Origin of the sequence: Gaetbulibacter aestuarii (assembly GCF_039537665.1) — a bacterium.
Classification (GTDB): Bacteria; Bacteroidota; Bacteroidia; order Flavobacteriales; family Flavobacteriaceae; genus Gaetbulibacter_A; species Gaetbulibacter_A aestuarii.
Window position 1 is genome coordinate 127,316 of record NZ_BAABAY010000007.1, and the last position, 25,089, is coordinate 152,404.

Sequence of the window (25,089 nt, forward strand, 5' to 3'; positions counted from 1 at the left end):
TTAACTTGCTATATAATTTATGTTTGTTGTTTGTATATAATAATTTGTAACGGCTTCGATCATCTGCAACTGGAACTTTAATTGAAGCTCCTGAATGTCTAATACATCGTTAAAATCGATCGTTCCTGTTTCGTAATTTTTTATGAGGATTTTTTCAGCATTCCTTGCCTGATCTAAATTTTCTTTTTGCGTGTTATAGGTTATTCGCGCTGCATTTCGGTCTGCGATAGCTTTCTGCAGCAAACTTTCTAAAGTATTCCTGCGATTTTGCTGTGCCGCTTTCAATTCTTGTTGTTTCAGCGTATGCTGCTTCGAGGTCGATCTATATTTCTGATTGAAAATGGGGATCGATACCGATACCATAGGCATTAAAATATCTTTACCATTATCAGAGAAATCCATATTCGGACGCTCAGCAACATTGATGTAATCCAGGCCAAATCCCAGCATCGGTTGGCTTTCGCTTTTGTTAACCAATTCCGATTGCGCTACGGAAGCGTATAATTTGTCGTATTTCAATAATTCAGGATGCATATCCAGATTTGGTGAAATACTATCCATTTCAGCATCAGGTAATTCCAATACTTTTGGAATTTTGATCTTAACTCCGGAATCACGATTTATTAACTTATTCAAACTAGCTTGTTCCGAGGTGATATCCTGTTTAATCACGGCTTTTTGTTTTTTCAAATCATTCTCACGCATTTGAAGTTTTAATACCGCTACCGCGGAACCTTTTCCGGTTTCAACGGCGTTCAGGGCCATGGTTCTGTACGTTTCTAAAAGTTCAATATTCTCATCTAAAACATTTTGTTTCGCGTGAAGCGCATACAATTTGTAATAGTGCTTCGAAACTGAAACAACCAGTTGTCGTTTTGCGATCACCAGATCTTCATACTCGGCGTCTGCCATGGATTTTGCATAGTTCTCTCGCGCAGTAATGGTCCCAAACCATGGAATCATTTGTTTTACCGAGACTTTGAAACGCTGCGGTCCTGTGCGGGTTTCGGGTTCGCTCACAAAATACCCAAGTCCAAATTCCGTATTTGGTAAGGTATTTACTTCGTTTACCTTCTCTGAACTCAAATTATACTGCAGTTCTACCTTATAAATCTCGGGATTGTTCATGATGGCTTGCTGAATGAATTCATCCAATTCCTGAGCGTTCATTGAAAGTACGCTTCCAAAAACGGCCAGTACAGTACATAATTTTATATTTCTTGATAGTTGTTTCATTCTTGTGTACGTTTTAGTTGAACTTCTTGTCTCCAGCTATATAGAACCGGTACTACAAATAATGTTATTAAAGCCAAAAGCATACCTCCAAAACTAGGGATTGCCATAGGAATCATAATATCGCTACCACGACCTGTAGAGGTAAGCACTGGTAATAGCGCCAAAATTGTCGTGGCAATAGTCATAAGACAGGGGCGAATACGTTTCTCGCCGGCTTCAATTACTGACGCTCTAATACCTTTTAGAGATTCGGGAGTGTTGCGTTCAAAAGTTTGATTCAAATAGGTTGCCATAACCACACCATCATCTGTTGCAATTCCAAATAAGGCAATAAAACCAACCCATACCGCAACACTTAAATTAATGGTATGCATTTGGAATAGGTCACGAAGATTCTCCCCAAAGAAACTAAAGTTCAAAAACCAGCTCTGTCCGTATAACCAAATGAGAATAAAACCTCCGGCGAAAGCAACAGCGATCCCTGAAAACACCATTAAAGAAGTACCTACCGAGCGGAACTGGAAGTATAATATCAAAAAGATGATCAATAAGGCCAGTGGCACTACAAGCGATAAGGTTTTTTCCGCACGCAACTGATTTTCATAGGTTCCTGTAAATTTATAACTGATGCCTTTTGGAACAACCAGATTTCCATTTTCGATTTGTTTTTTAAGGAAAGCCTGAGCCTTTTCAACCACATTTACTTCAGCATAGCCGTCGAGTTTATCAAACAAGACATAACTCACCAAAAAGGTATCTTCACTTTTGATTACCTGCGGACCCTTTTCATACCGAATACTGGCTACATCACTTAATGGAATTGGGCTACCATTTGGCACAGGAATATAAATTTGTTCCAGATCCTCCGGATTATCGCGTAATTCCCTTGGATATCGTACACGAACGTCATAGCGTTCCCGACCCTCAACAGTTTGGGTAAGCTCCATACCGCCAACAGCTACTTTTAACGTGTTCTGAACATCCGCAATTGTCAGTCCGTATCGGACCAGTTTATCTCTGTTTATATCAATAAGTAAATAGGGCTTCCCGACGATCCGATCAGCGAAAACAGCTTCTCTCTTAACACCTTCAACTTGTTTTAAACTATTCTCCAACTGCAAGCCAAAAGCTTCCATTTGTTTAAGGTTCTGACCTTTAACCTTGATTCCCATGGGTGCACGCATTCCTGTTTGCAACATGATCAAACGGGTTTGGATGGGTTGTAATTTGGGTGCTGAGGTAACTCCGGGCAGTTTTGTAGCAGCCACAATAGCCTTCCAAATATCGTCGGGTGATTGGATTTCCTTTCGCCAATTGCGGAAAAACTCTCCGTCCTCATCCGGAATCAATTGCTCTTTAGCATTTATAAATTTCCAGGCCGATTTCGGTTCCCCCGAAAGGGTATCTCCGCTTTTTAAAATAAAATTACCCTGATCATCCACTTTAAACCGTTGCCGTTCACCTTTATCATTCAACATGTATTCAGGTTTATAAGCAATAATATTTTCATACATCGAAAGCGGAGCGGGATCTAAAGCCGACTCGGTGCGTCCGGCTTTTCCAACAACAGTTTCAATCTCAGGAATACTGGCCACGGCCATATCTAATTGCTGTAATACGCGTTTATTTTCTTCCACACCGGCGTGAGGCATAGATGTGGGCATTAATAGAAAAGATCCTTCATTTAGAGATGGCATAAACTCTTTTCCGGTATTTTTCATGATCACAAAACCAAGAATAACCATAACAACCGGTATGGAAAGGAAAAGTAATTTGTGGTCTAAGCACCAGCTTAAAATCCGTGTATAATAGCGGCGGAAAAGCACAAAAACTCCAAGCAAACCAAAACAAATAAAGCCAACAAAAATGACATTTATAAAAATATTTTGTTCCACGCCTAAAGGACGCCAATATTTAGCCAATAAGAATACGATAGCTAATACAGAAATAATCATATTGCCTAAATTGGCTTGTTTTTCAGTAATTCTATTTTGAATCCGAAGTATTCCAACAGCGCCGAAGGCCATTAGCATGATTCCGAGACCATAACCGAAACCTAATCCCACAAGACCAAAAATTATCAAAGCTATTTGAATGGCATATTGCGTGAAACCTTTTAGTTTACTTTTTCTGAAGATGAAGGCTGCAAATGGTGGAATTAAGAATAATGCCACGATAATAGATGCCGTTAGAGCGAAGGTTTTAGTGAACGCTAAAGGTCGGAATAATTTACCTTCTGCCCCGATCATCGTGAAAACCGGAATAAAACTTATAATGGTAGTAAGCACGGCTGTCACGATCGCTCCTGATACTTCTGCAGTTGCATTATAAACTACCTGGTTTACAGATAATTTTTCTGAGTCTTCCAGAGCTTCGTTCTCGTCTAAATGCCTAATGATGTTCTCAGAAAGAATAACGCCGACATCCACCATGGTCCCGATAGCGATAGCAATACCGGATAAGGCCACAATATTGGCATCAACACCAAATAATTTCATGGCGATAAATACCATTAGTACCGCAACCGGTAATAAGCCAGAGATCAAAATGGAAGCTCTTAAATTATACACCATGATAATAATCACGAGTATGGTGATTAATATCTCCATGGTTAAGGCCTCATTTAAGGTTCCCAGGGTTTCTTGAATAAGTTGCGTTCTGTCATAAAAAGGAACTATGGTAAGTTGTGAAGTTCTTCCATCAAGTAAAACCTTTGAAGGTAGTCCGGAGCTTAATTCTTTAATTTTATCCTTCACATTAGTGATTACCTCCATTGGATTAGCGCCATAACGGGCTACCACCACACCACCAACAACCTCCGCACCTTCTTTATCCAAAATGCCACGACGAGCTTTCGGGCCCAAATTCACTTTAGCAATATCCTTTATTCTCAGCGAAGTAAAATCCTTGGAAGCGATCACTGTATTTTCAATATCCTTGATCGATTTGATATATCCCAGACCACGAACGAGATACTCGGCTTTATTGATCTCCAGGGTTTGAGCACCAATATCCTTGTTTGTTTCCTTAACCGCTTTTACAACCTGATTAAGTGACACATTGTATTGTCGCATCATTTCAGGATTAACATCGATCTGATACTCCTGAACATAACCACCTATGGATGACACTTCTGAAACACCACCGGCAGATGACAGACCGTATTTCACATAAAAATCCTGAATACTGCGAAGTTCCTGTAAGTTCCAGCCGCCGGTTACATTTCCATCCTTATCGCGTCCTTCCAGAGTATACCAGAAAATCTGTCCGAGACCGGTAGCATCCGGACCTAAAGTAGGATTTACACCCTCCGGTAATACACCGCTAAGAAGCGAGTTTAGTTTTTCAAGAATCCTGCTCCGACTCCAATAAAAATCAACATCTTCATCAAAAATGACATAAATACTAGAAAACCCGAACATGGAAGAACTTCGAATGGTTTTCACACCCGGAATACCCAATAAAGAGGTTGTTAAAGGATAAGTAATCTGATCTTCAATATCTTGAGGTGACCGACCGTCCCATTTGGTGAAAACGATCTGTTGGTTTTCACCGATATCCGGAATTGCATCTACAGCAACAGGCTTGGTTGGTAAAAACCCAAGATCCCAGTTAAACGGTGCACTGATCGTGCCCCATCCGATAAATAGAACGAGTAATAAAACGGAAACGAGTTTATTCTCTATTAAGAATTTTATGCTTTTATTTAGCATACAATGTGATTATTAAACAGTTAAACAGGACGTGTAAAAACACGACATACGAGGTTTGTCCTGAAATACACGTAAATCAGGAAACATCTGAGTAACAGTTTAAAATCAAATTAAATAGGTCTCGTCAAGTTTGTATATGTTCTTGACGACAAATGGCGGAGAATACGCTGTATAAGAAGAAACTTCTTTTTCGGAAGTTTGAAATAAATTATAATAGGTTTGAACAAAAGCAGCTACAAAAATCTGCTTTTCAAAGGATATTTTTTGAAGATTAAGTTGAAGTTCGTCCTGACCATTTACAAGGGATTGCTTTTCACTACAACAATTCTTTTTAACAGTGGAGCAATCGTTAGTTGCCGGCTTTTCCATGGTCATACCACAACCTTTAGCTTTATGAAAAAAAGCGGTCTCTACTAATTTATCACCACAAAAGTGCATATCCACGGTAAAAGAAAGCGTGGAAAAGAACACCAGCAGTGCCATAGTAGAGGCTAATATTTTGAACAGGGCTTTTTTCATAATTGAAACAAAGTTACAAAATTTTAAAATAATACGCTTTTTTTAACAAAACATAAAGATTTAAGGCGCTACGAATAAGCTATTTATAAATAAAAAAACGCCATGGAAACCACAGCGTTCTTTCAATAATATTTATTTTAATTCTTTTACCAGAACAAGCTGTAAAGCACAGTAAGAATGATCATTACTGCAAATGCTCCGATATTGAATACCGGTCCGGTTTTGAAATAACCTTTAGATAATAGTATGCCTTTAGGATCATCTTGTCCTTTATTCTGAGTATAGCTCACCAGGGCAATAACACCCATAGTAAGTAAGAAGGTGTAACCCATTTGATTCATAAATGGAATATCAACGAATAATGGTGAATCTACCCATCCATTTGGGCCTACTTTAAAGTACATCGCAATAGGAATAGATGCCAATGCACCGATGATCGCTGCCTTGTTTGTAGTTTTCTTCCAGAATAAACCTAAGATGAATACTGCTAAAATACCCGGGCTTACAATACCTGTATATTCCTGAATGAACTGGAATGCCTGATCTAGATTTCCTAATAAAGGTGCAATAGCACAAGCAATAATTAAGGCCACAGCAGCAGAAGTACGTCCTACGTTTACAGTGGCTTTATCACCTGCTTCCTTATTGATATACTGCTTGTAAATATCCATGGTGAAGATGGTAGATGTTGAATTCAGCATCGATGCTAATGAGGATACAATGGCGGCGGTTAATGCAGCAAAAGCAACGCCTTTTAATCCAACGGGCAAGAATTGTAATAACCATGGATAAGCTTTATCTGCCTGACCAAGCGATGGTAAATTATGCTGAGCTACATCGCCTAAACGAGCCATAATTGCAGGATCGTTTACCATTAAATAAGCTGCAATTCCGGGAATAACAACAACTAATGGAATAATCAATTTTAAAAAGGCTGCTAAAAGGATACCGCGTTGCGATTCTTTAAGTGATTTTGCCGCCAATGTACGTTGAATGATATACTGGTTAAATCCCCAGTAATATAAGTTAGCTACCCACATACCTCCAACAAGAACACTGATACCGGGTAGGTTACTGTATTCAGGATTGGATTCATCTAAGATCATCTGAAAATGATCTGGAACTTCATTTACTACCATTTCCAAGCCTTTCCAAACACCTTCTCCATTAGAGACTGTGCTTAAGGCCAAATACGTGGTCACCAAACCACCAATGACCAAAAACACCACTTGGATCACGTCGGTCCATGCTACGGCAGAAAGTCCACCATAAAGCGAATAAGCGGCTGCAAACAAAGCTAAACCAATAACACCGTAAACTAATGGAATTCCTAGAATAGTATTTAAAGCTAAGGAACCAAGATACAATACGGTAGTTAGGTTAACGAATACATAAAGCGCAATCCAAAAGACCGCCAGGATCGTTTTTAGGTTTGTAGAATAACGTTGTTCAACGAATTCCGGAATGGTATATAAACCTTTTTTAATAAAAATGGGTAAAAAGTATTTACCCACAATAATCAACGTTAAGGCTGCCATCCATTCATAGGAAGCAATAGCTAAACCGGATGCGAATCCGGAACCGGACATTCCAATAAATTGCTCTGCTGAAATATTGGCTGCAATCAAGGAGGTACCGATGGCCCACCAGGGTAAAGATTTACTCGCTAAAAAGTAATCTTCCGCATTTTTTTGGTGGCCCTTTTTATCTCGGGAAACCCAAAGTCCAACACCTAAAATTAAAACGGCGTATGCGATAAAAACGGCGTAATCCCAAAAATCAAATCCTGTAGTCATATTTATTAGTTTAGTTAGTTTTACGAATCAAATATAACCAAATTATTAATACAGAAAATAATTAAATGTAAAAAATACATTTAATTTCTAAAATTTTAACTACATTAGCTTCGAAAAAAGACATTTATTGAACTAAATTAGACTAAAATTATACGCATTGTTTACAGGAATCCAGAAATATAACAACGATAAAAACCAAAAAATTTTGGAATTATCAAACGATCAAAATTCGGCAATAGCTAAAATTTATTTAAATGAAGGCGCCAGTTTACAGGAACTAAGTTTGAATAACCTAACCCTGATTGAAAATCTGGAACCTTTAGCCTACAGCGATGTTTACGCCTCTTCGCTCTTATTTCCCTTTGCCAATCGTATACGAGATGGACTTTATAAGTTTCAAGGAAAAACATATCAGTTTCCTATTAATGAATCTGGTAATAACAATGCACTGCACGGTTTGGTCTTTAATAAAACCTTTACGGTTTCAAATATTACAGAATCTGAGAATTCCGTAATAGCTGTTCTGGAATACACGGAATCAAATCCTCCGGAAAGCTTTCCTTTTCAGTATAAAATCGAATTAAAATATACGCTTACAACTACAGAACTTTCACTAAAGGTTTCAATTAAAAATTTAAGTGATAAAACATTTCCATTTACCCTGGGCTGGCATCCTTATTTCATTACAGAAAATTTGAACGCTAGCAGTCTCCATTTCAAAAGTTCAAAAAAGATGGTATTTAACGAGCGTATGATCACAAAAGGAACGAAGCCTGTAGATCAGGATGGCCATTTTTCATTAAAAGAAAAACAACTCGATGATTGTTGGGAGTTAGATGCCACGGAAGTGCTTTTTAAAACACCCGGTTATACCCTGTTAATTAACTCATCAGAGGCAAACAGCTATTTACAGGCCTACACACCACCACGAAAAAACACAATCGCTATCGAACCCACTACCGGTGTTTCTGATAGCTTCAATAATAAAATAGGCTTAAAGGAATTACATCCGAAAGATACTTATAGCCTAACTTGGCGACTACAACTAAACAAAAACGAAGCATTATGAACAACGAACTAGCTGAAACAATTACAAATGCATTTCAAGACAAATATGCGGCATCGCCCCTACTCATTTTTTCCCCCGGAAGAATCAATATTATTGGTGAGCATACCGATTACAATGACGGTTTTGTATTTCCTGCTGCCGTAGATAAAGGTATTTATGCGGCCTTTAGTAAAAGTAATTCCGGAAGATCTGAAGTTACTGCTGCAGATTTTAACGACACGATTAGTTTCTCTGTGGAAAGTTTGTCTCCAATGGAAAAAGAAAGCTGGGGCAATTACATTCTGGGTGTGGTATCGGAAATTCAGAAAAAAGGTAAAACGGTGGAAAACTTTAATATGGTCTTCGCCGGTGATATTCCCTCGGGATCAGGTATGTCTTCCTCTGCAGCCCTCGAGAATAGTGTGGTTTACGGCTTAAATAATTTATTCGATCTGGGTTTAAGCAAAACAGAAATGATCCTCATTTCGCAAATGGCAGAGCACAACTATGTTGGTGTAAATTGTGGTATCATGGATCAATATGCAAGCATGTTTGGAATTAAAGATCATGCCTTACTTCTTGATTGCAGAACGGTTGAAGCTAAACCTTTTAAAATAGATTTTGAAGATTACGAATTGATGCTCATTAACACCAATGTGAAACACAGCTTGTCGGATAGTGCTTATAATGATCGAAGAACCGTTTGTGAAAACATTTCCAAAATGCTTGGCGTTAAAGCCCTACGTGACGCTACGGAAGCTGATTTGAAAACGATCGAGGATAAAGTAAGCGATGAGGATTATCAAAAAGCGCTTTTTGTAATTCAGGAAAATAATCGAGCTCAGGCAGCATCAAAAGCCATGGAAGCCGGAGACCTAGAAGCTTTGGGTAAATTGATCTACGGCTCTCATGAAGGTTTGCAATTTCAATATCGTGTAAGTTGTGCAGAGCTTGATTTTCTGGTAGAAAAAGCGAAAGAACACCAGGGAATCCTTGGCGCTCGTATGATGGGCGGCGGATTTGGTGGTTGTACCATCAATCTGATATCCAAAGATTTTGTAAACGAATTTAAACATGATATCGCCCGGGAATACAAAGAAACGTTCAATAAAGCTTGTTCCATTTATTCTGTTGAATTAGCTGATGGAACACATGAAATCAACTAACTAAACATATTATGACAACTGATTTACAAGACTATTCACATAAACGCTTGAATATTTTAACGGGCGAATGGGTTTTAGTTTCGCCACATCGTGCTAAACGTCCTTGGCAAGGACAAAATGAAGCCGTGAGTAATGAAAAGCGCCCTACTTACGATCCTAAATGTTACTTGTGTGCAGGAAATACGCGCATTAACGGAGAACAAAATCCGAAGTATGAAGATATATACATATTTACGAATGATTTTGCAGCCTTACAATCCGATTCGCCTTCATTTTCTGTTGAAGACGGTCTGTTGGTCGCTCAAAGCGAGCAAGGCATTTGCAAAGTGATTTGTTTTAGCCCGGACCACTCCAAAAGCTTAGCCGATATGGAACCGAAGGATATTGAAAAAGTAGTTCAAGCCTGGCAGCACGAATACAAAACACTCGGTGAAAAGGACCTTATCAATTATGTTCAAATTTTTGAAAATAAAGGCGCTGTCATGGGTTGTAGTAATCCGCATCCACATGGCCAGATCTGGAGTCAATCCACACTTCCCAACGAAGTTGATAAAAAGAATACGCAGCAATTAAACTACTTTAACAAACATAAAAGCAGTTTACTGGGAGATTATTTAACTCAGGAATTAGAGAAACAAGAACGCATCATTTATGAAAACGATGCTTTTGTGGTACTCGTTCCTTTTTGGGCTGTTTGGCCTTTTGAAGCGATGATCGTTCCAAAACAGCACCGCAGACATCTTTTAGACCTGGAGAACAACGAACCCTTTTTATTTGCTGAAGCTATCTCTGTTTTAACTAAGGCCTACGACAAGATTTTTAATACCTCATTCCCCTATTCCAGTGGGATTCATCAAGCACCAACAAATGGTGAAGATAATACTCATTGGCATATGCACATGAGCTTTTATCCGCCATTATTGCGCAGTGCCACGGTTAAGAAATTCATGGTGGGTTATGAAATGTTTGGATCGCCACAACGCGATATCACGGCAGAATCTGCAGTAAAAATGATCAAAGCGTTAATAGCATAATTTCATTAATTAAAAAAAGCGGGTACATTTCACGTTGAATTTAGGATTATTAAAATGACTTTTAATTCTTAAACTGAAAAGTTCTATTTTAGCTGAATCAATTGTGATGTCCCATGCTGAAAAAACTATTTTATTTCATAGGCCTGATGAGCTTTCTGATGTTTTGGAGTTCCTGCCGAAAGGATTTCAATTTTACGCCGAGTTCCGGTCAGCTCAGTTTTTCAAAAGATACTGTATACCTTGATACGGTTTTTACCAATATTGGTTCAAGCACCTATAACTTAAAAGTTTATAATCGCAGCTCAGATAATATCGCTATTCCTTCTATTAGGTTGTCAAACGGATTGGCTTCGAATTACCGACTTAGTGTTGATGGTATGGCCGGAAAGGAATTTGAAAATGTAGAATTATTAGCCCACGACAGCTTATACATTTTCATTGAAACCACAGTTGATATTAATAATTACGCCAGTACAAATGGTCGTTTTTTATATACAGACGCTATTGAGTTCGGCTCTGGAAATAGCATTCAAAGTGTGCCTTTGATTACCCTGGTTAAGGATGCTGTTTTTATATACCCAAACAGAGATAATACAACGAAAGTTATTGAAACGCTTACCCTGAATGTTGATGGACAACCTACAGAAACCGATCTTCAAGGCCGGGAATTATTACCGGAAGAACTTCATTTTACTAATGAAAAACCTTATGTGATCTATGGTTTTGCAGCAGTTCCCAGCGGAGAAACCTTAATCATTGATGCCGGTGCGCGTTTACATTTCCATGCCAATTCCGGACTTATTGTGAAAGAAGGTGCTAGTTTACAGGTGAATGGTTCATACAGCAATGACCAGGATTTATTGGAGAATGAAGTTATTTTTGAAGGTGATCGTTTAGAACCTCAATATGCCGATGTTCCCGGACAATGGGGTACGATTTGGTTGTATGATGGCAGTATCGATAATAACATTAATTACGCTACCATAAAAAATGCTACCATTGGAATTTTGAGTGATGGCAATCCTAATGACACTAACGATAAATTACATATTTCAAATACACAGGTTTATAACAGTTCCAGTTTTGGGATTTTGGGCAGAAACACTTCTATTTCAGGTGAAAATGTTGTTTTGAATAATGCCGGTTTATCGGCTTTCGCCGGAACGATCGGTGGTAAATACAACTTTACGCATTCCACTATTGCTAATTACTGGTCTGGAAGTTTCAGGCAGTTTCCTGCTTTATTATTGAATAATTATGTTTTAGATGAAAACAATAATGCAACGTTAGCAGACCTCACCGAAGCCAACTTTAATAATTGTATTGTTTACGGAAATGACAATCCTGAATTTATTTTAGATGAAGTTGAAGATGCTGCTGTGGTGTTCCATTTTAAATTTGATCATTGCCTCCTAAAATTTGATAATTCGAGTAATGCTTTCACCGGACCAAATTATGATTTCAGTGACATCTTATTATACAATAGTAATACATTCAATGAAGATCCTGATTTTAAAGATCCTCAAAATAATCAACTTATTATTGGCGAAAATTCAGCCGGAATTAATCAAGGTTTATCAGACTTCGCCACGCAAGTTCCTTTAGACATCCTTAACGTAGATCGTACAACATCTCCTGATCTAGGTGCTTATCAGCATATTACTTTTCAATAAAAAAACGTCCGGCAAGTTGCCAGACGTTCTTTAGTTTATTGTATGTATTCAGTCTTTAAACGAATAATGGCTTATCTTTCATCATGGCGTTCACTTTGGCTTTAACAGCTTCCAGCGTCGCTTCGTCTTCATAATTTTCGATCACCTCATCAACCAGATCAACGATAACTTTCATATCATCTTCCTTTAAACCACGGGTCGTTACGGCAGCTACGCCCAGACGAATTCCGGAAGTCACAAAAGGTGATTTATCATCAAACGGCACCATGTTTTTATTGGCGGTGATATCTGCTTTTACAAGCGCCTGTTCGGCATCTTTACCGGAAATATTTTTATTGCGAAGATCGATAAGCATCATGTGGTTATCAGTACCTCCGGAAATGATGTGGTAATCTTTTGCAACCAATGCTTTTGCCATGGCATCAGCATTTTTCTTGATCTGTAATTGGTAATGCAGGAATTCATCTGTTAAAGCTTCACCAAAGGCAATTGCTTTAGCCGCTATAATATGCTCTAAAGGTCCGCCTTGATTTCCGGGAAATACAGCAGAATCTAAAAGTGAAGACATTTTTCGTAAACTACCGTTCTTCAAGGTAATTCCGAAAGGGTTATCAAAATCCTTACCCATCATGATCATACCGCCTCGAGGCCCACGTAACGTTTTGTGAGTCGTTGTAGTTACAATGTGGCAATGTGGCAACGGATCATTCAAAATACCTTTGGCTATTAATCCGGCCGGATGAGAAATATCGGCTAATAAAATAGCTCTAACACTATCAGCTATAGTTCTAAAACGTTCAAAATCGATGTCTCTGGAATATGCAGAAGCACCTGCAATAATTAATTTAGGTTGCTCTTTTGTGGCGATCTCTTGAATTTTATCATAATTCAAAACACCGGTTTCTTTTTCAACGCCATAAAAAACAGGATTATATAAACGCCCGGAAAAGTTTACAGGAGATCCGTGGGTTAAATGTCCGCCATGAGACAAATCAAATCCTAAGATCTTATCCCCGGGTTTTAAACAAGCATGATAAACAGCTGTATTAGCCTGACTTCCCGAGTGTGGTTGCACATTAACATACTCGGCTCCAAACAAAGTTTTAGCGCGATCTATGGCTATCTGCTCTACTTCATCTACCACTTCACAGCCACCGTAATAACGTTTTCCGGGATAGCCTTCAGCATACTTATTAGTTAAAACGGAACCTGCCGCCTCCATGACCTGTTCGCTAACAAAATTCTCAGAAGCGATGAGTTCAATACCATGTAACTGGCGTTCGTGTTCGGCTTCAATAAGTTCAAAAATCTGTTCGTCGCGTTGCATATTATATAGTTCTTTTATGATGATGTGCAAAAATAGCAAATACAATAGTTTTTCGCATTAAAAAACACCTATTAGAAATTAACTTTTCAACTGTTTTATTAACGATTGAAGTAAGTTTAGATTTTTGACGATTTTTTCCTTTAAAATAAAAAAATTGTGTAGGTTTGATGAGAATTGAATAAAAAGAATAAATTACAGATATATATGCCAATATCCGCTAATAATCCAGATAGAAAATCGTGGTTACACGTTGATAAGAATTCAGATTTCCCGATCCAGAACATTCCTTTTGGTGTGTTTTTAACCCGGGACGATATTATTACCATTGGTACGCGTATAGGAGATACAGCTATCGATCTTGGAGCCTTGCATCAGCTTGGATATTTTGACGGTATTCCTTTAACGGATGATATATTTTTACAAGATACCTTAAACGATTTTATAGCAGACGGACGTAAAACCTGGCGTGCCGTAAGAAATAGAATCGCTGAGATTTTTGATAGCAATAACACTACTTTAAAAGATAACAAACACCATAAAGAAATTGTTTTATTTCGATTGGATGAAATAGAAATGCAGGTTCCTGTGCAAATCGGTGACTACACTGATTTTTATTCAAGTATGGAACACGCTACGAACGTTGGAACCATGTTTAGAGGACCTGAAAATGCGTTGATGCCAAACTGGTTGCATATTCCAGTAGGCTACCATGGTAGAAGTTCTTCGGTGATTCCATCGGGTATTCCGGTGCATCGTCCGCAGGGTCAAACACTTCCTGAAGGTGCAACAGAACCAGTGTTTGGACCAAGTAAATTAGTGGATTTCGAATTGGAAATGGCTTTTATCACGACAGATGCCAATGATCTGGGTGAACCTATTCCAACCGAAGAAGCAGAAGAATATATTTTTGGATTGGTATTGTTGAATGATTGGAGTGCCCGAGACATTCAAAAATGGGAATATGTACCATTAGGACCATTCCTGGCTAAAAACTTTGCCTCCTCTATCTCGCCCTGGATCGTAACGCTGGATGCTTTAGAACCTTTCAGATGTGAAGGTCCGAAACCTATTAAACCTCAACTGGATTATTTAAAATACAGGGGTAAAAAGAGTTATGATATCCATCTGGAAGTAGCCATTCAACCGGAAGGTGCTAAAGAAACCATTGTAAGCCACTCCAACTTCAAATACATGTATTGGACCATGGTACAGCAACTAGCACATCATACCATAAACGGTTGCCCTGTAAATTCGGGTGATATGATGGGTAGTGGTACCATTTCCGGGCCTACGCCGGATTCTTATGGCTCTATGTTGGAACTAACCTGGAGAGGTGAAAAACCATTGAAAATGAAAGATGGTACAGAGCGTAAATTCATCAATGATAATGACACCGTGATCATGCGAGGTTATTGTGAGAAGGATGGCACGCGTATCGGATTTGGAGAAGTTTCAACAAAGCTATTACCTATCTATAAAAAATAAGATTTTACGCACAATACCTTTATAGATTTTACATTTTAACTGATATATTTGCGTTTTATCTATGTTTTAAGTACTTTGGCACCGATTTTGGATCAATCAACCAAATCTTAAAACATGTCCCATGAAAAAAACACTACTTTCTACTCTTGTATGTTTCATTGTTTTGTCTTGCAGTACAAGGCGACAAATGGAAAAGGCCGTAAGCGTCGGTAATTACGATCAGGCCATCTCCAGTGCTATTGATAAACTTAGAGTAAATAAGGATAAGCGCAGCAAATCTGATATTATTGTGCTTTTGGAAAACTCGTATCGAAAGGCCACCGAACGCGACCTGAACGATATCAAATATTTAAAAGCAGACACGAATCCGGAAACATTTATCAAAATCTATGATAAATATGTGGCTCTGGATAATCGTCAGGAACGAATAAAACCTCTTCTGCCATTATATGTAAATAATCGTGAGGTAAATTTCAATTTTAAGAATTACAACACTAATATTGTAGCTTATAAAAATAAAGCGTCTGATTATCTCTACGATAAAGCGCAAGGCTTATTGGCAACAAACAACAAGTTAGACGCCCGGGATGCCTATAACAGTTTAAACACCATTCAGGACATCAACCCGAACTACAAAAATGTGCTTCAACTTATGGATGTAGCACATCAAAAAGGATCTGATTTTGTTTTGGTAGATATGGTAAATGAATCCGGTAAAGTAATTCCGCAACGTTTAGAAAATGACTTATTGAACTTCAGTAATTATGGTTTAAACAACTTCTGGACAGTATACCACAGTGCGCCTGAAGAAGGTGTTAATTACAGCTATAATATGAAGGTTGGATTCCGCCAGATTAATATTTCACCGGAACAAATTAAAGAACGTCAGTTTACCAAGGAGAAACAGGTTGCAAACGGTAAAAAAGAACTGATTAAAGATGGTAAGGTGGTAAAAGATAGTTTAGGAAATGCCATCAAGGTAGATAACTACAAAACGGTAAGCTGTACTTATTATGAATACCGTCAATTCAAATCATCTCAGGTGGTAGGTAATGTTGAATATTACAACTTACAGAACAATCAGCTAGTTGATGCCTTTCCTATCAGTAGCGAATTTGTTTTTGAACATATTTACGCAACATCAAATGGAGATCGGAGAGCCCTGGACACGAATTTAATACCGTTTTTAGAACGTCGAGCGGTGCCTTTCCCTACAGAGGAACAAATGATCTATGATACTGGCGAAGATTTCAAACTCAAACTCAAGAGTATTATCAACAGTTATACCTTCAATTAAGTATTAAAAGGGTTCTATTAAATTTGAACCCTTTTTTTTATTTCATGTTAAAAAAATACGTACATTTAACTCTCTTCTTCTATCAAAAGAAACTGACCTTCAATAGTTTGGTACCCAAAAATAATCGTGTTCTACTTACTTCACGTTAGGGAAATTATTCAACAATAACCAAACTAAAATCTTATGAAAAAATTCGTAGTAATTATTCTGTTTGCTTTTTTTAGCATGCCCCTACTTGCTCAAAACGACCTTTACATCGTAATGGAGCTGATGCATGTAGACAATACCCAGGAAGGCGATTATGCCCAGACCGAACAGTTCTGGAAAAAAATTCATGCCCAGCGGGTTGCAGATGGCAGTATTCAGGGATGGGATCTTTGGTCCTTACTCCCGGGAGGCGAAGATCAGGGCTATCAATATGCGACCGTTACCCTCTTTAATTCTCCGGAAAAAATGTTCGCTCCCGTTGATTTTATGAAGTACGCCAAAGCGGCTTATCCCAACATGTCTGAAGACGAGCTTAACAAAAAGCTTTGGGGTGCCTCAAAAACCCGGGATCTGGCCGTGCGGATCTTTATGCATCAAATTGCAACAACTACAGGAGGTCCAGGACTAAAAGTTGGCACAGTTGCTACTTTTGATTTCATGAAAGTACCTCTTGAAGGCTATAATGCCTACGAAACTGCGGAAAAAACACTCTTCCAGCCTTCGCATCAAAAAATGGTGGATGACGGCGCTAAAGCAAATTGGGGCCTTCTACGATTTATGATACCCATTGGAAGTGACACTTACGCTTCTCACCTAACGGTTAACATGTTCGAAAATATGGAACAGTATTTAAATGCGGGTAATTATCAGGGGCAACAACCCACTGAAGATCAGCAAAAGGCCATGATAAAAGGTATGGCAACACGCGATATGAAGTTCGTTTATGTAGCCACTCTCAATGAAATGGTTCGTTAATCAAACGAATTTCTCTTTTAATCACCCGAAGTATTGAAGGGATTGCTTTGGGTGATTTTTTTATTCTTTGATAACCTGTTTGTAGAGTTCGTAACGTTCGAAAATTTGTAAAACGTAATTATAAGGTTCAATACCACGGACATAACCGTATTTCACAACAGGATCGTTATAGCTTTTAGGTTTACTCATACTTAAAATCATTGATTCCACATTATCATCCCATTTTTCACTATCCAACCCATGCTTTAAAGCTAAACGCTGTGCATCTTTCACATGAAATAATCCACAATTATAGGACGCCATGGTAAACTTAATGCGCTGAATCGTATCGGTTACCGTTTCGAAATTCGACCATAATTGCTCTAAGTATTTGGTACCACCTCTAATGCTTTGCTCAGGATCTGTTCTATCGGTAACCCCCAGTTCTTTAGCTGTTGCGGGCATAAGTTGCATCAAACCTTCAGCGTTGGCCCACGAACTGTCATTAGGATCAAATCGCGATTCCTGATAGATCTGCGAGGTAAGCAATCGCCAATCCCAATGCAGTTGTTTAGCATATTTTTTAATGATCTTATCAAACGGACTTATTTGCTTTTCATTCAAACTATAAAATTCGCTTTTTACCCTGCTGCGGAAGGCCTTTTTATTTTTAAAATACTTGTTGTAAATCACATTGTAATCAACCTTCCTTTTCATGATTTTCAACCAGGCATTTGCTGCTTTTAACAGTTGCGGTGAACTAAAACGTGTTGCCCAGGCTATACGTTGCGAAAAACTAACCGGAACACTAATATCAAGCACCGGATAATTCGCGGCCATGATACTGGCGATGTTCTTATCTGAAATCGTATACTTGAATTGGCCTTTTGCAACTTTTTCAATAATCTGATCTGTGGAGAGCTCTCCGGGCAATTCTTTAATATAAATGGGACCGCCTAATTCTTCCGAAAGATTCTGAATGCGTTCTTTATAAGCTGAATTGGAACGAATATAAACGGTATCATTCAATAATTCAATGGCATCATGTACCAGAGCATTTTCCAATTTATGCCAATTCATGGTGCGCCAGGTATCAGGTTTCTTTTGAACTAAAACCTGTTTGGTAAGATAGAGGTAATTTGTGAAAGCGACTTCTTTTTTTCTTTCTCTGGTAATCGTTAATCCATGAGCAATGATATCTCCTTCTCCATTATTTAGTTTTTCAAAAAGTTCATCAACGTTATTAACAACAATTAATTCCAATTCTACATTTAACTGTTTCGCGAAACGCTTTAGTAATTCGTATTCGTAGCCCATTGGTCTTCCTTTGTATAAAAAATAGGTTGTTGCGCTGTACACCGTTAATGCGCGCAGTTTCCCCAATTCTTTAATGTCCTTGAGATCCCAGTTAATTTCAGAGTGCTTTTTTTCACTCGTTTTAGTTTTGGCATCAGAGTTGACGCAGGAATTTATAATCAGGAAAGTACTAAAAAACAGTATAAGACTTTTAAGGAGAGGTAATTTTGAAATCATGGGTGGTTGGCTTCACTATACAAGCTCATTTAAGCCTGTGGTTATCTCTCAATATAACCAAGTTTAGCTTCTATTCCAAAATTCTAATGTAACACCTTGATAATGAGAGTTATTTATTTTTTGAATTCTAAATAATTCCCTGAAGTAATTTGTTGAAGTCCATCAACCGAAAGATTATAAAGATAAACCCAACAAGGGAGTTCTGTGATTCTATCCAGGATGACCGATACTAAGACTTTTTTAAATAAATGAGGCTTTTCGTAGGCTTCACCTATGCCTTCATAATCATCCAAAACAGAAAATACCTTGTTTTCATTTTTAAGTCGAAAAACATGCCCGTAAACAAGATCAGATTCCCGATCGCTCAATACAGCTCCCGGGAACCAGGAGACATTGAATAATTTTCCTTGAAAATAACCCTCGCCCAAATAGTCACTATGCGCCCGAAGAAACCGGGCCATATCGTTACTTTGATTCCTCAGCAAGGATCCATAAACAAAAAGACAGGAATTATTCATCTTAATTTGTTTTTTTAAAGATAAACAGGATTCCTAAAACTTTAAAAAAAGCGTAAACGATTTTAGATGTACTCGTCTAAATTGATCTCATTTATTCCGCTATGCGAATCGTGCTTAACCACCGAACCATTTCTAACAATTAAAAGCTGTGGTGATTCGTGGCGGATACCAAAAGTATCAGCAACTGCATTTGAAACACCTCTGTTTTCAATCAGATCCAAATAAAAAAGATCAGCCTGGTTTTCAGAGAGATCATAAGCATTCTTGAATCGATTCATGACCATACTACTGATACCACAACGCGTAGAATGCTTAAAAATAATCTGGGTTTTTGATTTTGAATTTTCTTTGATTTCAGCTATTTGAGATGCTTCCGATAAAGGAGTCCAGGGCAAATCCTGATCCATTGAAGCACTGTTTGAGCCTTTGAATAATTTACGAATCAAACTCATGTTTTGAATTTTTCTTTTACAATTTTTCATTAAGTCGCAACAATTTTGAAAGCTTACAAACTGACGAAAAGTCACGATATTCTTGAAACTAGAGGACATTTTGTCTTACCAAGTACCATGGTAAGGTTATTGACCATAGTACGCTGAACAAAAAGATATAAATCCTGTTTCAGGAGTGCAAATATAAAAATTATGAACTTAAATAATTATACCATAAAATCGCAGGAAGCCATACAGCAAGCGCAGCAACTTGCACAAAGCTATGGTCATCAGCAAATAGAAAATGAACATCTTTTCAAAGGTATCTCTGAAGTAGATGAAAACGTGTTGCCCTTCTTATTAAAAAAACTCAATGTGAATGGTATTACACTGCACCAGGCTTTAGATAAACAATTAGAAAGTTTTCCAAAAGTTTCCGGTGGCGACCTTATGTTATCCCGTGAAGCTGGAAAAACATTGAATGAAGCGGCAGTCTATGCTAAAAAAATGAAGGATGATTTTGTGTCTATAGAGCACTTGATCCTTGCCATATTAAAATCGAGTAGCCCTATCTCAAGAATGTTAAAAGATCAAGGGGTAACAGAAAAAGATTTAACTGCCGCTATTCAGGAATTGCGAAAAGGTGAAAATGTGACTTCTCAAAGTCAGGAAGAAACCTATAATGCCTTGAATAAATACGCTAAAAATTTAAACCAACTGGCCAAAGACGGAAAGCTTGATCCGGTTATTGGACGTGATGAAGAAATCCGACGAATTCTACAGATCCTATCCAGACGTACCAAGAACAACCCAATTCTTGTTGGTGAACCTGGTACCGGTAAAACGGCAATTGCTGAAGGATTAGCGCATCGTATTGTTGATGGCGACATTCCAGAGAATTTAAAGGAAAAACAAATTTTTGCTTTGGATATGGGAGCTCTCATTGCGGGAGCCAAATATAAAGGCGAATTTGAAGAGCGTTTAAAAGCCGTAATTAAGGAGGTAACATCAAGCGAAGGAGATATCGTATTATTTATTGATGAGATTCATACACTGGTTGGAGCCGGTGGCGGTCAAGGCGCTATGGATGCCGCAAATATTCTGAAACCTGCCCTCGCCAGAGGAGAACTTCGAGCCATTGGCGCAACTACTTTAGATGAATATCAAAAGTATTTTGAAAAAGATAAAGCTTTAGAGCGTCGTTTTCAGAAGGTAACCGTTAACGAACCCGATACCGAAAGTGCCATTTCCATTTTACGTGGTATTAAAGAAAAATACGAGACGCACCACAAAGTGCGCATCAAAGACGATGCTATTATAGGCGCCGTGGAGCTTTCTCAACGTTACATCACAAACAGATTCTTACCTGATAAAGCAATCGATTTGATGGATGAGGCAGCCTCCAAAATGCGTATGGAAATAAATTCTAAACCAGAAGAATTAGATGTTTTAGATCGAAAGATCATGCAATTGGAGATCGAGATCGAGGCCATTAAACGTGAAAAAGACGAAAATAAACTTAAAAGCTTGCGCGCCGATCTGGCCAATTTTAAAGAGCAGCGTAATGAGATCAACGCGAAATGGAAAAGCGAAAAAGAAGTTGTTGATAATATTCAAAATACCAAACAAGATATAGAAAACTATAAGCTTGAAGCCGAACGTGCTGAACGCGAAGGTGATTATGGGAAGGTAGCAGAGTTGCGCTATGGTAAGATTAAAGAAGCCCAAGAGCAACTTGAAGGCTACCAAAAACAATTGCAGGAACAGGCTGATAATTCGCTAATCAAAGAAGAGGTTACTTACGAAGATATCGCGGAAGTCGTTGCCAAATGGACAGGTATTCCTGTTCAAAAAATGCTACAAAGCGATCGAGAAAAATTATTGAATTTAGAATCAGAACTACATAAGCGTGTCGTTGGTCAGGATGAGGCCATTGAGGCTGTAAGTGATGCTGTAAGACGCAGTAGAGCCGGTTTACAAAACCCTCAGAAACCTATTGGAACCTTTTTATTCCTGGGAACTACAGGCGTTGGTAAAACGGAGTTGGCAAAAGCTTTAGCCGAATATTTATTTGACGATGAAAAGGCTATGACACGAATTGATATGAGCGAATATCAAGAACGTCATGCCGTGAGCCGATTGGTTGGTGCGCCTCCCGGATATGTAGGTTACGACGAAGGCGGACAATTAACGGAGGCTGTTCGTCGTAAACCCTATTCCGTGGTACTACTGGATGAAATTGAAAAAGCGCATCCTGATACCTTCAATATTCTGTTACAAGTATTAGATGAAGGGCACTTGACGGATAACAAAGGACGTTTAGCCGATTTTAAAAATACGATCATTATCATGACTTCGAACATTGGTAGCCAGATCATCCAAAGTCATTTTGATGCAGCGAAAGACATCGATACAGCTATGGAATCTGCTAAAGTTGAAGTTTTAGGATTATTGAAGCAAAGTGTACGTCCGGAATTCCTGAACCGTATTGATGAAACCATTTTGTTCACACCTTTGAGCAAGGAAAATATCGAGGAAATTGTAAACTTACAGCTTAAGTCGGTAAGTAAAATGTTGGCCAAACAAGGCATTACTTTTGATGCTACTGCAGAAGCCAAAGCCTATTTGGCAGACAAAGGCTATCATCCCGAATATGGTGCGAGACCTGTAAAACGAGTGATCCAGAAGGAAGTGCTAAATGCTTTAAGTAAAGAAATACTTTCAGGTAAAATTACCACGGAAAGTATCATCCTACTTGATGCCTTTGATGATCAATTGGTGTTCAGAAATCAAGGTGATTTAGTATCAGAAGAATCATGAATTCAAAAAATTATTGGCGTGTAATGTAACTATTTGTTAGATAAAGCGTCATTAAATTGGTTGGTTAGTTGAAAAGCAACATAAATCTTTTTTGAAGAGGCGTGTTGCTTTTTTTTTATGCGTAAATTATGTATAACTCATTATTTTAAAAGTAAAATAAGTAGGTATTTGAAATTTATAATTTTGTGCATTTCAACCTATTACCAACTAGTTATCAACACGTTTTGTCGATAAAATTCGACTGTTTAAACGGATTTTTCGAGTAAAATTATTACCTTAGCCACGTAAAACCCCAATTTTACACAAAAACCTAAACCTAAATCTAAAACCTACTTATTACAATGAACATTTATCAACACATTGATTTCACCCTGTTGGAACCTACAACCACAGAGAGTGAAATTATCGATTTATGTGTTGAAGCCAAAAATTTTGGTTTCAATTCTATTTGCATTAATAGTTGTTATGTATCCATAGCAAAAAAGTTACTCAAATTTACTGATGTTAAAGTAAGCACCGTAATTGGCTATCCCCTAGGAGCCATGGCAACAGCTTCAAAAGTATATGAAGCTCAAAAAGCCCTTGAAGATGGTGCTGATGAAATTAACATGGTTATCAATCTTGGATATTTAAAAAGCGAGAAATACATTTCCATGCTTCAGGATATCAGTAAGGTTAAACAAGCTATTGGCACAACCCCCTTAGTTGTAATTATTGAAATTTCTGAGCTTAATAAAAATGAAATTATCAAAGCTTGTGAACTATGCCTTGAAAGTAAAGTTGACTTTATCAAGACCTCTACCGGTTTTTCCAAAAATGGAGCAACCCTAACCGCGGTAAAAATGATCAAAAAAACCTTAAAAGATCAGGCCAAAATAATTGCCTCCGGAGGTATTGAAGACTTTGAAACAGCCATTAAATATGTTGAGGTTGGCGCGGACCGCGTAGCATCATCGTATATCTCGGGGTTAAAAAAAAAGTCTCAACAATTAAGGAACAAAGCGATCTTTGAGAAATACATGGAAAACAAGAAAAACAATGATCTCATTTCTGAACCTCAAGGGCAAATTGCCTATCGAAAGGAATCACGTTAAATTAATAACAATATTTCCCGTAAACCAATTTATGTCATAATTGTTTAATACATTTGAGTAGTGTCAAAGACTTTTTTCACTATGAAATCGTTAAACAGTTACATAGATCATACCCTTTTAAAATCTACGGCTACAAAACAGGATATTCAGATTCTTTGTAAAGAAGCAATCGATAATCAGTTTTTTTCCGTTTGTTTAAACAGTTGCTATGTCGCTTTAGCAAAATCAGAGCTTAGCGACAGCGCTGTACGGGTATGTTCAGTAGTAGGATTTCCACTGGGCGCCATGAGTTCACAGGCCAAGATAGAAGAAGCCAATGGCGCTTTATATGATGGCGCTGATGAAATTGACATGGTCATGAATATAGGGCTTTTTAAAAGTCAGGATTACAAGGCTGTGGTCAAGGATATTCAGGGTGTTAAAAATCTCATGCCAGATCGGGTTCTAAAAGTTATTATTGAAACCTGCTACCTCAAAGATTTTGAAATCACTAAAGCTTCAGAACTAGTCATTGAAGCCGGAGCAGATTTTATAAAAACATCTACCGGTTTTGGACCAAGAGGCGCTTCCATTCACGATATCAAACTTATCAAAAGTGTTATCCGACCTGAAGATCGGATAAAAATAAAAGCTTCAGGTGGTATCCGAGATAGCAAAACTGCTATGGAATACATTGACCTGGGGGTTGATCGTTTGGGAACCTCTTCGGGTATCGCCATGATGTCTAATCAAACCTCAAATTCAGATTATTAATCATGAGTGTACACATTGAAGCTAAAAAAGGAGCTATCGCAGAAACCGTTTTACTTCCCGGAGATCCTTTACGTGCAAAATGGATTGCTGAAACTTTTTTTGAAGACCCCGTATGTTTTAACACAGTGAGAGGTATGTTGGGCTATACAGGTCTGTATAAATCAAAACGCATTTCGGCAATGGGCACCGGTATGGGCGTGCCCTCTATTTCTATTTATGCTCATGAGCTCATCACAGAATACAAGGTTAAAAACCTTATTCGTGTGGGAAGCGCCGGATCTTATCAAAAAGATATAAAGATTCGCGATATTGTCATCGCCATGTCCGCCTCCTCTAATAGCAGTATTAACCAAATACAATTCAACGGCTCCAATTTTGCACCCACTGCTAATTTTGACTTATTTCAAAAGGCGATCGAAACAGCCAAACTTAAAAATATTTCTGTGAAGGCAGGAAACATTTTAACTTCTGATGAATTTTATAGCATAAATCCGAAGGATTATAAATTTTGGGCTGAATACGGTGTTCTTTGTGTTGAAATGGAAACCGCAGGGCTCTATACCATTGCAGCCAAGCTCAAAGCCAGAGCACTTTCTATTTTAACCATAGCAGACTCTTTAGTAAGTGGAAAACACACTAGTTCTGAGGAACGCCAAACCACCTTTAAGGACATGATAGATATTGCTATTGAACTTGCTTAAAAT

At 38.1% G+C, this 25,089-nt stretch carries 19 protein-coding genes; 11 read left to right on the forward strand and 8 right to left on the reverse strand.

Translation table 11 applies throughout. The annotated features are described in order from the left end of the window. The 4 genes from ABD682_RS13560 to ABD682_RS13575 form a co-directional block, all read right to left on the reverse strand. Complete coding sequence (locus tag ABD682_RS13560; protein ID WP_344742087.1) at positions 1-1,236, reverse strand: TolC family protein; 1,236 nt, start codon at positions 1,234-1,236, stop codon at positions 1-3. Continuing rightward, positions 1,233-4,949 carry an efflux RND transporter permease subunit gene (locus tag ABD682_RS13565; protein ID WP_344742088.1) on the reverse strand — a complete coding sequence of 1,239 codons (3,717 nt, stop codon included), beginning with the start codon at positions 4,947-4,949 and terminating at the stop codon, positions 1,233-1,235. Before ABD682_RS13565 ends, ABD682_RS13560 begins: the two co-directional genes overlap by 4 nt. A 105-nt stretch (positions 4,950-5,054) precedes the next feature. Next, on the reverse strand, positions 5,055-5,468 hold the full coding sequence (locus tag ABD682_RS13570; protein ID WP_344742089.1) for an HYC_CC_PP family protein: 414 nt from the start codon (positions 5,466-5,468) through the stop codon (positions 5,055-5,057). A 146-nt stretch (positions 5,469-5,614) separates the two neighbouring features. After that, positions 5,615-7,264, reverse strand: a complete 1,650-nt coding sequence (locus ABD682_RS13575; RefSeq protein ID WP_344742090.1) for a sodium/sugar symporter — start codon at positions 7,262-7,264, stop codon at positions 5,615-5,617. Positions 7,265-7,469: 205 nt separating this feature from the next. Between ABD682_RS13575 and ABD682_RS13580 the strand changes: the two genes are divergently transcribed. From ABD682_RS13580 to ABD682_RS13595, 4 genes are all read left to right on the forward strand, one after another. Continuing rightward, positions 7,470-8,333 carry an aldose 1-epimerase gene (locus ABD682_RS13580; protein ID WP_344742091.1) on the forward strand — a complete coding sequence of 288 codons (864 nt, stop codon included), beginning with the start codon at positions 7,470-7,472 and terminating at the stop codon, positions 8,331-8,333. After that, positions 8,330-9,478 (forward strand): galactokinase, encoded by a 1,149-nt coding sequence (gene galK, locus ABD682_RS13585; protein ID WP_344742093.1) that lies wholly within the window; start codon positions 8,330-8,332, stop codon positions 9,476-9,478. Before ABD682_RS13580 ends, galK begins: the two co-directional genes overlap by 4 nt. A gap of 11 nt (positions 9,479-9,489) precedes the next feature. Next, positions 9,490-10,512: a UDP-glucose--hexose-1-phosphate uridylyltransferase gene (locus ABD682_RS13590; protein WP_344742094.1), complete on the forward strand. Its 1,023-nt coding sequence runs from the start codon at positions 9,490-9,492 to the stop codon at positions 10,510-10,512. A 113-nt stretch (positions 10,513-10,625) separates the two neighbouring features. Further along, positions 10,626-12,185 (forward strand): hypothetical protein, encoded by a 1,560-nt coding sequence (locus tag ABD682_RS13595; protein ID WP_344742096.1) that lies wholly within the window; start codon positions 10,626-10,628, stop codon positions 12,183-12,185. A 55-nt stretch (positions 12,186-12,240) separates the two neighbouring features. On the opposite strand, the gene glyA is transcribed toward ABD682_RS13595, so the two are convergent. Continuing rightward, a complete protein-coding gene (glyA, locus tag ABD682_RS13600) occupies positions 12,241-13,512 on the reverse strand; it encodes a serine hydroxymethyltransferase (protein ID WP_344742097.1) in 1,272 nt (423 codons plus the stop codon). Between the two features lie 204 nt (positions 13,513-13,716). Here glyA and fahA point away from each other — a divergent pair, with 204 nt between their 5' ends. The 3 genes from fahA to ABD682_RS13615 all read left to right on the forward strand — a co-directional run bounded on the left by fahA (position 13,717) and on the right by ABD682_RS13615 (position 17,257). Continuing rightward, positions 13,717-14,997, forward strand: a complete 1,281-nt coding sequence (fahA, locus tag ABD682_RS13605) for a fumarylacetoacetase (protein ID WP_344742098.1) — start codon at positions 13,717-13,719, stop codon at positions 14,995-14,997. Positions 14,998-15,118: 121 nt separating this feature from the next. Next, on the forward strand, positions 15,119-16,294 hold the full coding sequence (locus tag ABD682_RS13610) for a hypothetical protein (protein ID WP_344742099.1): 1,176 nt from the start codon (positions 15,119-15,121) through the stop codon (positions 16,292-16,294). A gap of 183 nt (positions 16,295-16,477) precedes the next feature. After that, entirely contained in the window at positions 16,478-17,257 is a 780-nt protein-coding gene (locus tag ABD682_RS13615) for a hypothetical protein (RefSeq protein WP_344742100.1), read from the forward strand. Positions 17,258-17,317: 60 nt separating this feature from the next. Here ABD682_RS13615 and ABD682_RS13620 read toward each other — a convergent pair whose 3' ends face one another. The 3 genes from ABD682_RS13620 to ytxJ form a co-directional block, all read right to left on the reverse strand. Continuing rightward, positions 17,318-18,769: an MltF family protein gene (locus tag ABD682_RS13620; protein WP_344742102.1), complete on the reverse strand. Its 1,452-nt coding sequence runs from the start codon at positions 18,767-18,769 to the stop codon at positions 17,318-17,320. A 113-nt stretch (positions 18,770-18,882) separates the two neighbouring features. After that, entirely contained in the window at positions 18,883-19,287 is a 405-nt protein-coding gene (locus tag ABD682_RS13625) for a gamma-glutamylcyclotransferase family protein (protein WP_344742103.1), read from the reverse strand. A 62-nt stretch (positions 19,288-19,349) separates the two neighbouring features. Then, positions 19,350-19,769: a bacillithiol system redox-active protein YtxJ gene (gene ytxJ / locus ABD682_RS13630; RefSeq protein WP_344742105.1), complete on the reverse strand. Its 420-nt coding sequence runs from the start codon at positions 19,767-19,769 to the stop codon at positions 19,350-19,352. 162 nt (positions 19,770-19,931) lie between these two features. Here ytxJ and clpB point away from each other — a divergent pair, with 162 nt between their 5' ends. The 4 genes from clpB (at position 19,932) to deoD (ending at position 25,086) form a co-directional block, all read left to right on the forward strand. Further along, positions 19,932-22,538, forward strand: a complete 2,607-nt coding sequence (gene clpB / locus ABD682_RS13635; RefSeq protein WP_344742106.1) for an ATP-dependent chaperone ClpB — start codon at positions 19,932-19,934, stop codon at positions 22,536-22,538. Between the two features lie 341 nt (positions 22,539-22,879). Beyond that, positions 22,880-23,632, forward strand: a complete 753-nt coding sequence (gene deoC, locus ABD682_RS13640) for a deoxyribose-phosphate aldolase (protein ID WP_344742107.1) — start codon at positions 22,880-22,882, stop codon at positions 23,630-23,632. A gap of 81 nt (positions 23,633-23,713) precedes the next feature. After that, the gene (gene deoC / locus ABD682_RS13645) at positions 23,714-24,385 is read left to right on the forward strand and encodes a deoxyribose-phosphate aldolase (protein WP_344742109.1); all 672 of its coding nucleotides are present in this window, start codon (positions 23,714-23,716) and stop codon (positions 24,383-24,385) included. Between the two features lie 2 nt (positions 24,386-24,387). Next, the gene (deoD, locus tag ABD682_RS13650) at positions 24,388-25,086 is read left to right on the forward strand and encodes a purine-nucleoside phosphorylase (RefSeq protein ID WP_344742110.1); all 699 of its coding nucleotides are present in this window, start codon (positions 24,388-24,390) and stop codon (positions 25,084-25,086) included. Positions 25,087-25,089 lie beyond the last annotated feature (3 nt).

What these genes read in the sequence shown, in the direction of transcription:
- ABD682_RS13560 (WP_344742087.1), bottom strand. Translation starts at nt 1,236, where the DNA reads ATGAAACAACTATCAAGAAATATAAAATTATGTACTGTACTGGCCGTT.
- ABD682_RS13565 (WP_344742088.1), bottom strand. Translation starts at nt 4,949, where the DNA reads ATGCTAAATAAAAGCATAAAATTCTTAATAGAGAATAAACTCGTTTCC.
- ABD682_RS13570 (WP_344742089.1), bottom strand. Translation starts at nt 5,468, where the DNA reads ATGAAAAAAGCCCTGTTCAAAATATTAGCCTCTACTATGGCACTGCTG.
- ABD682_RS13575 (WP_344742090.1), bottom strand. Translation starts at nt 7,264, where the DNA reads ATGACTACAGGATTTGATTTTTGGGATTACGCCGTTTTTATCGCATAC.
- galK (WP_344742093.1), top strand. Translation starts at nt 8,330, where the DNA reads ATGAACAACGAACTAGCTGAAACAATTACAAATGCATTTCAAGACAAA.
- ABD682_RS13590 (WP_344742094.1), top strand. Translation starts at nt 9,490, where the DNA reads ATGACAACTGATTTACAAGACTATTCACATAAACGCTTGAATATTTTA.
- ABD682_RS13595 (WP_344742096.1), top strand. Translation starts at nt 10,626, where the DNA reads ATGCTGAAAAAACTATTTTATTTCATAGGCCTGATGAGCTTTCTGATG.
- glyA (WP_344742097.1), bottom strand. Translation starts at nt 13,512, where the DNA reads ATGCAACGCGACGAACAGATTTTTGAACTTATTGAAGCCGAACACGAA.
- fahA (WP_344742098.1), top strand. Translation starts at nt 13,717, where the DNA reads ATGCCAATATCCGCTAATAATCCAGATAGAAAATCGTGGTTACACGTT.
- ABD682_RS13610 (WP_344742099.1), top strand. Translation starts at nt 15,119, where the DNA reads ATGAAAAAAACACTACTTTCTACTCTTGTATGTTTCATTGTTTTGTCT.
- ABD682_RS13615 (WP_344742100.1), top strand. Translation starts at nt 16,478, where the DNA reads ATGAAAAAATTCGTAGTAATTATTCTGTTTGCTTTTTTTAGCATGCCC.
- ABD682_RS13620 (WP_344742102.1), bottom strand. Translation starts at nt 18,769, where the DNA reads ATGATTTCAAAATTACCTCTCCTTAAAAGTCTTATACTGTTTTTTAGT.
- ABD682_RS13625 (WP_344742103.1), bottom strand. Translation starts at nt 19,287, where the DNA reads ATGAATAATTCCTGTCTTTTTGTTTATGGATCCTTGCTGAGGAATCAA.
- ytxJ (WP_344742105.1), bottom strand. Translation starts at nt 19,769, where the DNA reads ATGAAAAATTGTAAAAGAAAAATTCAAAACATGAGTTTGATTCGTAAA.
- clpB (WP_344742106.1), top strand. Translation starts at nt 19,932, where the DNA reads ATGAACTTAAATAATTATACCATAAAATCGCAGGAAGCCATACAGCAA.
- deoC (WP_344742107.1), top strand. Translation starts at nt 22,880, where the DNA reads ATGAACATTTATCAACACATTGATTTCACCCTGTTGGAACCTACAACC.
- deoC (WP_344742109.1), top strand. Translation starts at nt 23,714, where the DNA reads ATGAAATCGTTAAACAGTTACATAGATCATACCCTTTTAAAATCTACG.
- deoD (WP_344742110.1), top strand. Translation starts at nt 24,388, where the DNA reads ATGAGTGTACACATTGAAGCTAAAAAAGGAGCTATCGCAGAAACCGTT.